Below are 9,249 nucleotides of genomic sequence, written 5' to 3' on the forward strand. Positions count from 1 at the left end.
CCGGAAATCAACCATGGCTTGCTGCCGGTGACGAAAGGCATGCGCCGAGCAGTCGAAAAGCTCGGCGTACGGGCGGCGCAAGATCTGCTGTATTGGGGCGATCTGGTCGGCGCGGAGCGCGCCCTGGCAATCGGAGCCGTCAATGAAATCGTCGCGACCGGCGCCGTGGCATCCAGTGCGCAGGACGCGTGTCGAGCGTTGCGGCAGAAGGACGGAAAGCTGTTCCGCGCCATCAAGCGCTCGCTCAACCTCACGGCGCAGATGAGCGATCAGGCGCTCGAGGAGATGACCGTGGCCGACCTCGACGCCTATGTCTCAGCCGAGAGCTCCGCCGCCGCGCGGGCGCGGTTTCTGTCCAAGAATAACAAGGGCTGAGCCCGTGGCGCGAGGATATCCCGATCAGATCTACCTCGAGCAGATGAGCTATGAGGAAGTCGCCTTGGCTCTGGCCGAGGGATGCACGACGGTGGTGATCCCGCTCGGCGCCGTCGAGCAGCACGGACCTCATTTGTCTCTGGGCATGGACGCGGATCACGCCGACGCGCTGGCCGAGCGGATCGCGCGCAGCTGCGGCAAGACGCTCGTGGCGCCGACCATCAAGGTCGGCTGCTCGTCCCACCATCTGCCGTTTCCGGGCACGATCTCGCTGCGCGCGCAGACGCTTGAAGCGATTTGTATCGACTATTGCACCAGCCTGGCCGGACACGGATTCAAGCGCATCCTGATCCATTCGGGCCATATCGGCAATTTTCCCATCCTCAAGGACATGCTCGGTCGCCTGCGCGAAGCCGTGCCGCCAGATGTCGAAATCCTGGCATTCACCGACTCGACGACATGGATCGACACCTGGCGCCGCGCGGTGAGCGAAGCCGGAGGAGACGTGTCGGCCGTCGGTGGCCACGCGGATATCGCCGAGACATCGCTGATGATGGTCATCAGACCCGCGAGCGTGAGGCCGGACCGTTTCGAAGTCGGCCATCTCGGTGGCTTGTCTGAGGCGGATCTCGAGCTGATGTGGAAGAACGGCATCCGATCGGTGTCGCATAACGGCGTAATCGGAAGTCCGTTCGGCTCGAGCCGAGAGATTGGCGACGCATGCCTTGCGGCTGTCACTGAGCTCCTCATCGAGAGTTTCGATGGCGGGACCAAAGCCGGCAGCGCTCGTTGACGGCGACGTATCTGCTGCGCGGCGAAGCGTTCCAGGTCTCCTTCCGGCTTACGGATACTGACAGCATAAAATTCGGAATGCGCTCTCACGCTCCAAGGCTTTCGGACGAAAATATCACTCTGCATATGAAACCTTGTGCCATCTCGAAATCTCAAAGGATTGAGAAATGGCACTTACGTTCGGGTTCTGGTCTGAACAGGAAACCCAGGTCGGCCACAGCTACTCGCGCAGGCTTCATGAGTTGGTGGATGAAGTCCGTCTGGCGGAGAAAGTCGGCTTCGACTGCGTCGCGCTCTCCGAGCAGCATGTGGCCCTGGGTGGCATATCGAGTTCGGCGCCCGAAGTGGTGTTCGGCTATCTGGCCGCGGTGACGTCGCGGGTCAAGCTGCGCGCCGCGGTGACGCTGATGCCCCAGCGCATCAACCACGCCCTGCGCTCCGCCGAACGCCTTGCGGTGACCGACATTTTGTCTAACGGACGGATGGAATTCTACGGCGGACGCGCCAACACCACCATCGCGATGCGCGCCTTCAACGTCGATCCCAACGAGACGCTGGCGCAGATGGAAGAAGGTCTGGCGCTGCTGAAGAAGTCGATGCGCCAGGACATCTTCACCTTCGACGGCAAGTACTACCAGATTCCGCCGCGCCAGCTGGTTCCGAAGCCGCTGCAGAAGCCGCATCCGGTGATCGGCATCGCGGCGACCAGCGAGCGCAGCCACGTCTGGGCCGGGTCGCAGGGCTTCGCGGTGATGAGCAGCAACATCTATCAGGGCTGGGACGCCCAGCAGAAGCTGATCGACGCCTATCACAAGAACTGGAAGCGCGACGAGGAGGGCCCGTTGCAGCGTCCGCGCATCGGCGTCCCGCTGTTCATCGGCATCGGCAAGACCGACGAGCAGGCCAAGGCGGATTATGCCGGCCCGCTGATGCACTACGCAAAGATCTCGACCGACGCCTATCCGCGCCTCGCGGCGATTGCCGACGATTACAAGTATATGGGCGAGAGCGTGCCGTCGATGGAGCGTGCCGCCAACGACTGGGACTATCTGGTCAACGAGTCGGCCACCACGGTGTGCGGCAGCCCCGATACGGTCATCCGGCAGATCGAGAAATTCGAGGCCATGGGGGTCGACGAAGTGCTGCTGCACATGGACTCGGTCCCGCATGAAAAGATCATGGAGGCGATCGACATGGTCGGTCGCTACGTCATCCCGCATTTCAACGACCGAAATAACGTCGTGCGGCCGACCGAGGACATCCTCGGACAGATCCGTCAGATGCGGACCCAAAATCAAAGCGCACGGTGAAATCAATGTCGCAATACGACTACAAATACCTGATCGTCGAAAAGCGGGCCACCGGCGTCGCCGTCGTCACGATGAATCGCCCGGAGATCCTCAACGCGATCAATTGGGAGATGCACGAGGAGCTCGAAGACGTCTTCGTCAAGCTGGATCACGACAGCTCCGTCAATGCGATCGTTCTCACCGGCGCGGGCCGCGGATTCTGCTCGGGCGGCGACCAGAAGTCGCTGGACAAAGGCGCGTTGCCGTCCCCGACCCGCAGCGGGCGTCACCTCATCCGCAACATGCTCGAAGTCGAAGTGCCGATCGTGGCGGCGGTGAACGGCGTCGCCGTCGGCCTGGGCGCCACGCTCGCGCTGTTCTGCGACGTGATCTACGCGAGCTCGACCGCGCGCTTTGCCGATACGCATGTCAATGCCGGCGTCGTCGCTGGCGATGGCGGCGCGGTGATCTGGCCGCTGCTGATGGGGCCGGTGCGTGCGAAACACTATTTGATGACGGGCGAATTCATCTCGGCCGAGAAGGCCGCAGCCATGGGCATGATCAACGAGGTGATCGCGGACGGTAAGGTGCTCGATGCTGCGATCGAGTACGCGGAGCTGCTGGCAAGCGGGCCGAAGGAATCGATCGTGTGGACGAAGTACAGCGTCAACAAGATCATCAAGCAGTACACCCACTTGTTGCTCGACACCTCCGCGGCGCTCGAGATGTTGACGTTCAAGTCGCCCGAACGGGCAGAAGCGGTTGCCGCATTCGCGGCCAAGCGCAAGCGTTTCGCGGAGCGCTGAAATGAACGTCGCTGCGATCACATCCGGCGCCCAGTTGGCCGATACGACTTTCGCTCAGCTCTTGGCTGCGCGACTCGCGGAGCGGCCCGACAAGATCGCCGTGCAACAGAAGCGTCGCGGCGCCTGGACCGCCATGACCTGGGGCGCCTATGCGCAGCGTGTCGTGAACTTGGCCAGCGCGCTGCGGCGCGCTGGCCTCGAGCGCGGCGATCGAGTCGCGATCATGGGCGATTCGTCCGAGGAATGGTTGATCGCCGACATGGCCACCATGTGCGCCGGCGGCGTCATGGTGGGCGTGTATTTCACCTCATCGCCCGAAGAGGTCGCTTATTGCTTCACGGACTCGGGCGCAAAGTTCGCGTTCGTCGGCGGCGAGCAACAGCTTCACATCGTGCGCGCCTCCGGTCAGGCCGAGCAGCTCCGCGGCATCATCGTGCTCGACCCGGATTGGACCGGCGAGGCCACGGCATCGATCAAGTCGCTCGCCGAGTTCGTCGGGACAGCCGACGTCGACGCGCAGGATTATCTGCAAAAGGAGAGCGCGACCGCGAAGGCGTCGGACGTGGTCAGCATCGGCTATACGTCCGGGACGACGGGAAATCCTAAAGGCGCGATGCTGACGCATCTCTCAATTCTCGCGGGTGCTCATTGCATCACCCTGTTCGGCCCCAGCATGCGCCAGGACGAGCACCGGGTGGTGGTGCATTTGCCGATGTCGCACACCGTCGCGCGTGGGCAGGCGACGGCGCTGCCGCTGTTCGCCGACGCGGTGCCGTATTTCGGCGAGACCACCGCGGACTTCGCCCAGACGATCAAGGAGGTGAAGCCCACCTACTACATGGCGCCGCCACGATTCTATCAGCGGTTTGCGACGCAGATCCTCAGCAAAGTGCACCCCGCCGGCGAGGCGGGAGATCAGAACTACGCCCTCGCCATGACGATTGCGCGGCGTGCGCTCGAACACCGTCAGCACGGCAACGACGATGCATTCGTGTCGAAATTGTTCGCGACCTGCCGCGAGGAAGTGTTCCGGCCGCTTCTCGCGGAAATCGGCTTCGACGAGCTGAAGGTCGCGTTCACCTCGTCGGCGGCGATGCCGTCCGAGCTGATGTCGCTGTGGCAGCTGTGGGGCCTGCAGCTCAAGGAGTGCTACGGCCAGACCGAATTGGTCGGTGCCAATCTGGTGCAGATGGCGGAGTGGCCGCAGGCCGGCAATGTCGGGGTCCCGCTGCCGGATCCGGCCTGGGAAACTGCCGTGCTCCAGGACGGCGAGATGATCGTCCGCGGACCGGGCCTGTTCACCGGCTATTGGAACAAACCGGAGGAGACCAAGTCGGCGCTTCGCGACGGCTGGCTTTACACCGGCGACATCGTCGAGGTGTCGCCCGATGGGATCTTCAAGCTGGTCGATCGCAAGAAAGAGATCATCAACACCTCGAACGGCAAGTCGATCAGTCCGACTCAGATCGAAAACGAACTGCGGCACAGCCCGTTCATCTCCGAGGCGGCCGTGATCGGCGAAGGGCGAAAATATCTCACCGCCCTGATCGAGGTGGATGCCACCGCGACGATGGAGTGGGCAAAGTCGCGCGATGCCAAGATCGCGACCTATGCCGATCTGGCATCCTCCGAGATTGTCAACCGGCTGATCGAGGCGGAGGTCGGGAAGGCCAACGGAAGGTTGGCGCGGGCCGAGCAGATCAAGGCGTTTCGCATTCTGCCGGAGGAGCTGTCGCTGGAGAACGGCGTCATGACGCCGACGCGGAAGAAGCGACGCAAACAGATCAACGAGCGCTATCAGTTTCTCATTGCCTCGCTCTACGACGAAACCGAGGAAAAGCTGATCAAGGCCGAAATGGGCCTTTGACGGCGACGGCGGGAGACCACGCGGGCTCGTCGGTGTGTCGAGGATCAGGCGCGGGCGAACCAGAACCGTACGGCAGCGCGTGCACGCAGCCTTCGCCACCGTACGCACCAAACTACAAGTCGGGACAGAGTTATCACCCTCAGCAACAGGACGTCAGATGACCAAGCGAAGCGGAATGACGCGGCGGACGATTGTCGGAAGCGGGTTTGGAATTGCAGCAGGCCTGATGTCATGGCCAAGTCTCGCGGCGACGCAGAAGGTGAAGGTCGGAGCGATCATGCCCAGCAGCGGCGTGCTCGCTTTCCCTGGTCAGGCTTGCGTTCGTGGCATCGATCTCGGCGCCAAGTTCGCCCGTGAGAAGTTCGGCCTCGACATCGAGATCGTTCATGCCGATACGCAGAGCCGTCCGGAGAACGGCCGCATCGCCGCAGAGAACCTGATCAGGCAGGGCTGTACCGTGCTGATCGGCGCCTGGGACTCCGGTGCAACGATCTCGGCACTCCAGGCCTGCGAGGCGGCAAAGGTGCCCATGGTTGTCCACATTGCCAGCGCCACTCAGGTGACCTCGCAGGGGTTCACCCAAGTGTTTCGCTACTACCCCACCTCGCTGACCATCGTGCGTCAGTCGCTGGTCGAGCTGAAGCACGTGCTCGGCACGCTGAAGGATCCGCCGAGCAGCGCGGTGGTCCTCCACCTCAACAATACGATGGGGCAGTCGACGGCGAAGAGCATCGATCAGGCCTGGAAGGAAGTGGACGTCCCGCTCAAGATCGCGGAGTACATCGCCTACGACGAGAAGGCGAAGGATCTGTCGGTCGAAGTCGCCAAGGCGAAAGCGTCGGGTGCCGACGCTTTGATCTCTGTCACCCGCGTCAATGACGCGATCATGATCGCACGCGAATGCATCAAGCAGGGATGGGATCCCAAGATGGTGTTCTCGCCCAACTCCAACGGCGTATCGGACAAGGCGTATCACGATGCGCTCGGAAAGTATGGCGACGGGCCGATCCTGTCGGCGCTGTGGCTCAACCCGAAGGGCGCCGAGACTGACAAGATCATGAAGATGTTCGCGGGCGACTACCCCAACGACTGGTTCGATGCCAATGCGGGCTGCGCCTTTGAAGCCGTGCAGATCGTCGCAGACGCGGTGAAGCGGGCGGCCACGTCGGACTCGGCGGCGATTCACGGCGCACTCAAGACGACCGACATGAAGCCGATCCTGATGTATGGCGACAACACCAAGTTCGACGAGACGGGCCAAAACATCCATTGTTCGATGGTCATGCTGCAAGGCCTGAACGGGCGGCCGCGTGTGGTGGCTCCGAAGGCGATCGCCGAAGCGTCGCTGGAATATCCACTCGTACCTTACAGCAAGCGCTGACGTCGTCATGCCGTGCGGCCCCGCGACGACATCGTGGGGCCGTGATCGCGCAAATGCCGCGGCAGGAGCGCGTGAGCTACGGCAGAATCTCCGAATTGATCAGGCGCGACCGCTCGGCCAGGAAGCGCCGTGGACTCTTTCCCATCGTCTTCTTGAACATCGTGATGAACGCGCTGGGCGTTTCGTATCCGAGCTCCAGCGACACGGCCTGCACTGAACTGCCCGCTGTGAGGCGTTGCATCGCGAGAAGGATGTGGAGACGCTGGCGCCAACGCCCGTATGTCATCCCGGTTTCCTTGGCGATGAAGCGCGCGAATGTACTCTCGCTCATGGCGTATCGCGAGGCGACTTCGTCGATCGTGCTCCGGTCGCCAGGATTGCTCAGCAGGGATGTCGCGAGGTGCTGGAGGCGAGTGTCGGCGGAGATCGGTAAGTACATTTCATCGGTGGTCGACATCTGCACCAGTTCGTCGAGCAGCACGCGTCCAAGACGGCTGGTCGGTCCTTCCAGCGGATAGAGCGGTGGGAACACCGAGAGACGGTGGATCAATTCTCGCACCAGCGATGTGATCATCAGCGTGCAGCAGGTCTGCGGCAGCATGCTGACCTGCGGATCGATGAACACTGTATAGAGTTTGCCGAAGTCGGCGACGCAATTGCTGTGCAGGACGCCCGCCGGGATCCATACCGCACCTTGCGGTGGAACAATCCACAAGCCGCCCGGCGCCCGGCACATGACGGAGCCGTGAGATGCGACGACCAGTTGGCCTTTGCGGTGTGAGTGCAGCGGCAGGTCGTCGTTGTCTTTGCTCGTTTCCAGACAGAAAGACGTGACGGGACGGTCGAACTGATCCGGATCAACCGGGTCATAGTTGATGCGAAGATCGGGCAGATCCATTCGTGCGAAATCGGGATCGAACTCGATATCAGGCGGCATTGTTATCCTGCCAATTCGTCAAATTTTCGAGACTTAACGCAGATCCTCCTGCCACTCGAGGTTAGCTGTTTTCAGAGCCGGGGTCACTAGGCGCGCGAAGAGGCCGGGCCAGTTCGCCCGCGACAAGATGCCCGTTACCTGTGCGTGTGCGCTTAGTCATGCGGCATCTTGCGTCGCCATCACCAGAGAACGACGGCGGCGCAGCACGCTGCGAGATTCGTCCGCTGACTAATCCAACGGCAGAGAATGCTGAATGCGTGCCTAGGTGCCGCTGCGGGCCGTGCAATCTTTCAGAACGCGACCGTATTCAGCAGCACGTGCCACAGTGCCAGATGCTACCAAGTGCGGACTTTCTGGGAGTCCGACGAATGACTGTTCACATCGATCCGCCGCGCAAAGCCGCCAGCTCCGATCAAGACGCGGTCGAAACTGCCGATTGGCTCGCGTCGCTTGGTTCGCTCCACCACAGTGCAGGGGCGGAACGGGTGCAATACATTCTGGCTGCGCTCGACCGGCGTGCGAAGGAGCTCGGAGTCCTGTCGGACTCGCCGCCGTATTCGCCCTACCGCAATTCAATTCCGCTGGAGCAGCAGAAGCCCTACCCCGGTGACATCGCGATAGAGAACCGTCTGACGGCCATCATCCGTTGGAATGCGCTGGCGATGGTGGTCCGTGCCAACAAGGCCTACGGCGAACTCGGCGGACACGTCGCCAGCTATGCCTCGGCCGCGGAGATCTTCGAAGTCGGTTTCAATCATTTCTTTCGTGCGTCGAGCTCCGAATCCGAAGGCGATTTGGTGTATTTCCAGCCGCACTCATCGCCCGGAGTTTACGCGCGCGCTTATCTCGAAGGGCGATTGTCGGACGACAATTTGAAGCTGTATCGGCAGGAGCTGAGTGGTCCAGGCCTGTCGTCATATCCGCATCCGTGGCTGATGCCGGAGTTCTGGCAGGTGCCGTCGGCGTCGATGGGCCTTGGTCCGATCAGCGCGATCTACCAGGCGCGGTTCATGAAGTATCTGCAGCATCGCGGTTTGGTACAGACGGCCGGCCGTCACGTCTGGGGTGTGTTCGGCGACGGCGAGATGGACGAGCCGGAATCGATCGCCGGGCTCGCACTGGCAGCGCGCGAGAATCTCGACAACCTTACCTTCATCGTCAACTGCAACCTGCAGCGCCTGGATGGGCCGGTGCGTGGCAACGGGCAGGTGATCCAGGAACTGGAATCGCTGTTCCAGGGCGCCGGCTGGAATGTCATCAAGGTGCTTTGGGGATCGGATTGGGACGATATCTTCGCGCGCGACAGCAAGCACGCGCTGCTGCGCAAATTCGCCGAGACGGTCGATGGCAAATATCAGACGCTTGGTGCCAAGGACGGGGCCTACAACCTCGCCAATTTCTTCAGCGAGGACCCCGAGGTCCGTGCGCTGGTCGCGCACATGTCGGACGCGGATATTGACGGCCTGAAGCGGGGCGGTCACGACTTCAAGAAGCTGTTTGCGGCCTTTGCCGCCGCCAAGGACACCAAGGGTCGGCCTACGGTCATTCTGGCGAAGACCAAGAAGGGTTACGGCATGGGCGGCGCCGGCGAGTCGCGCATGACATCGCACCAGGCGAAGAAGCTGGATGTCGACGCGCTGTATGCGTTTTCGCGATCGGTTCGCTCTGCCTCTCAGCAACGCGCAGGTCGAGAAACTGGAGTTCTTCGGGCCGGCAGAGGACAGCGTTAAAAATTCAGTATTCTGCGCGACCGGCGCGCTGCGCTCGGTGGCTACATGCCGGGGCGGCGACTCAATTCCGGG

General features: G+C 62.1%; 7 protein-coding genes and 1 pseudogene. 7 read left to right on the forward strand and 1 reads right to left on the reverse strand.

Going from position 1 to position 9,249, the window contains the following annotated elements; genetic code table 11:
• The 6 genes from I5M_RS12060 to I5M_RS12085 form a co-directional block, all read left to right on the forward strand.
• Positions 1-375: enoyl-CoA hydratase/isomerase family protein (locus tag I5M_RS12060; RefSeq protein WP_022721639.1), on the forward strand; the 375-nt coding region annotated here is incomplete at its 5' end.
• A 43-nt stretch (positions 376-418) separates the two neighbouring features.
• Positions 419-1,168 carry a creatininase family protein gene (locus I5M_RS12065; protein WP_051048721.1) on the forward strand — a complete coding sequence of 250 codons (750 nt, stop codon included), beginning with the start codon at positions 419-421 and terminating at the stop codon, positions 1,166-1,168.
• A 166-nt stretch (positions 1,169-1,334) separates the two neighbouring features.
• Positions 1,335-2,477, forward strand: coding sequence for an LLM class flavin-dependent oxidoreductase (locus I5M_RS12070; RefSeq protein ID WP_022721641.1), 1,143 nt, complete (start codon positions 1,335-1,337; stop codon positions 2,475-2,477).
• Positions 2,478-2,482: 5 nt separating this feature from the next.
• Positions 2,483-3,262, forward strand: coding sequence for an enoyl-CoA hydratase/isomerase family protein (locus tag I5M_RS12075; RefSeq protein WP_022721642.1), 780 nt, complete (start codon positions 2,483-2,485; stop codon positions 3,260-3,262).
• Between the two features lies 1 nt (position 3,263).
• Positions 3,264-5,129 (forward strand): long-chain fatty acid--CoA ligase, encoded by a 1,866-nt coding sequence (locus I5M_RS12080; protein WP_022721643.1) that lies wholly within the window; start codon positions 3,264-3,266, stop codon positions 5,127-5,129.
• 175 nt (positions 5,130-5,304) lie between these two features.
• Positions 5,305-6,510 carry an ABC transporter substrate-binding protein gene (locus I5M_RS12085; protein WP_283804867.1) on the forward strand — a complete coding sequence of 402 codons (1,206 nt, stop codon included), beginning with the start codon at positions 5,305-5,307 and terminating at the stop codon, positions 6,508-6,510.
• 76 nt (positions 6,511-6,586) lie between these two features.
• Here I5M_RS12085 and I5M_RS12090 read toward each other — a convergent pair whose 3' ends face one another.
• Positions 6,587-7,447, reverse strand: a complete 861-nt coding sequence (locus I5M_RS12090; protein ID WP_022721645.1) for a helix-turn-helix domain-containing protein — start codon at positions 7,445-7,447, stop codon at positions 6,587-6,589.
• Between the two features lie 368 nt (positions 7,448-7,815).
• Here I5M_RS12090 and I5M_RS29625 point away from each other — a divergent pair.
• Positions 7,816-9,249, forward strand: a pseudogene (locus tag I5M_RS29625) (pyruvate dehydrogenase (acetyl-transferring), homodimeric type); the annotation flags it as partial.

Source organism: Rhodopseudomonas sp. B29, from assembly GCF_000333455.1.
Classification (GTDB): Bacteria; Pseudomonadota; Alphaproteobacteria; order Rhizobiales; family Xanthobacteraceae; genus Rhodopseudomonas.